The sequence below is a fragment of the Streptomyces daliensis genome, assembly GCF_054782395.1.
Genome location: NZ_BAAGSO010000094.1, coordinates 773,223 through 773,690, shown reverse-complemented (window position 1 = coordinate 773,690; position 468 = coordinate 773,223). Strand labels below are relative to the sequence as shown.

The following is a 468-nucleotide window of genomic DNA, read 5'->3' as shown; positions in this document are numbered from 1 at the left end:
GTCTATGGCGCGGCATCCGTTGGCGCAGGTCGTGCTGACCATGCAGACCAGCGGCAACGCGTCCCTGGACATGCCCGGCGTCCGCACCGGCAGCGGCACAGGTCTGGGGTCGGCCGACACGGCCGCGTTGGTGAAGTTCGACCTGTGGGTGTCCCTGGGAGAGGTGTTTGACCCCGAGGGCAGGCCAGCGGGTCTGCGGGGGGCGGTGACGGTTGCGGCAGACCTGTTCGACGAGCCGACGGCCGGGCGGATGGCCGACTGGCTCGTGCAGGTGCTCACGACGGTGACCGAGACCCCGGAGGTGCGGCTGTCTGCGGTGGATGTGCTGGATGCTGGTGAGCGGGATCGGGTGTTGGTGGGGTGGAACGACACGGTGGTGGAGCCGGTGGGTGGTTCGTCGGTGGTGGAGTTGTTTGAGCGGCGGGTGGCGGTGGATCCGGGTGGGGTGGCGGTGGTTGCTGGTGGTGG

Annotated in this window: 1 pseudogene; it reads left to right on the top strand. The window is 69.7% G+C overall.

The annotated features are described in order from the left end of the window. Nucleotides 1-468: pseudogene (locus ACYVOO_RS25930) on the top strand (non-ribosomal peptide synthetase); the annotation flags it as partial.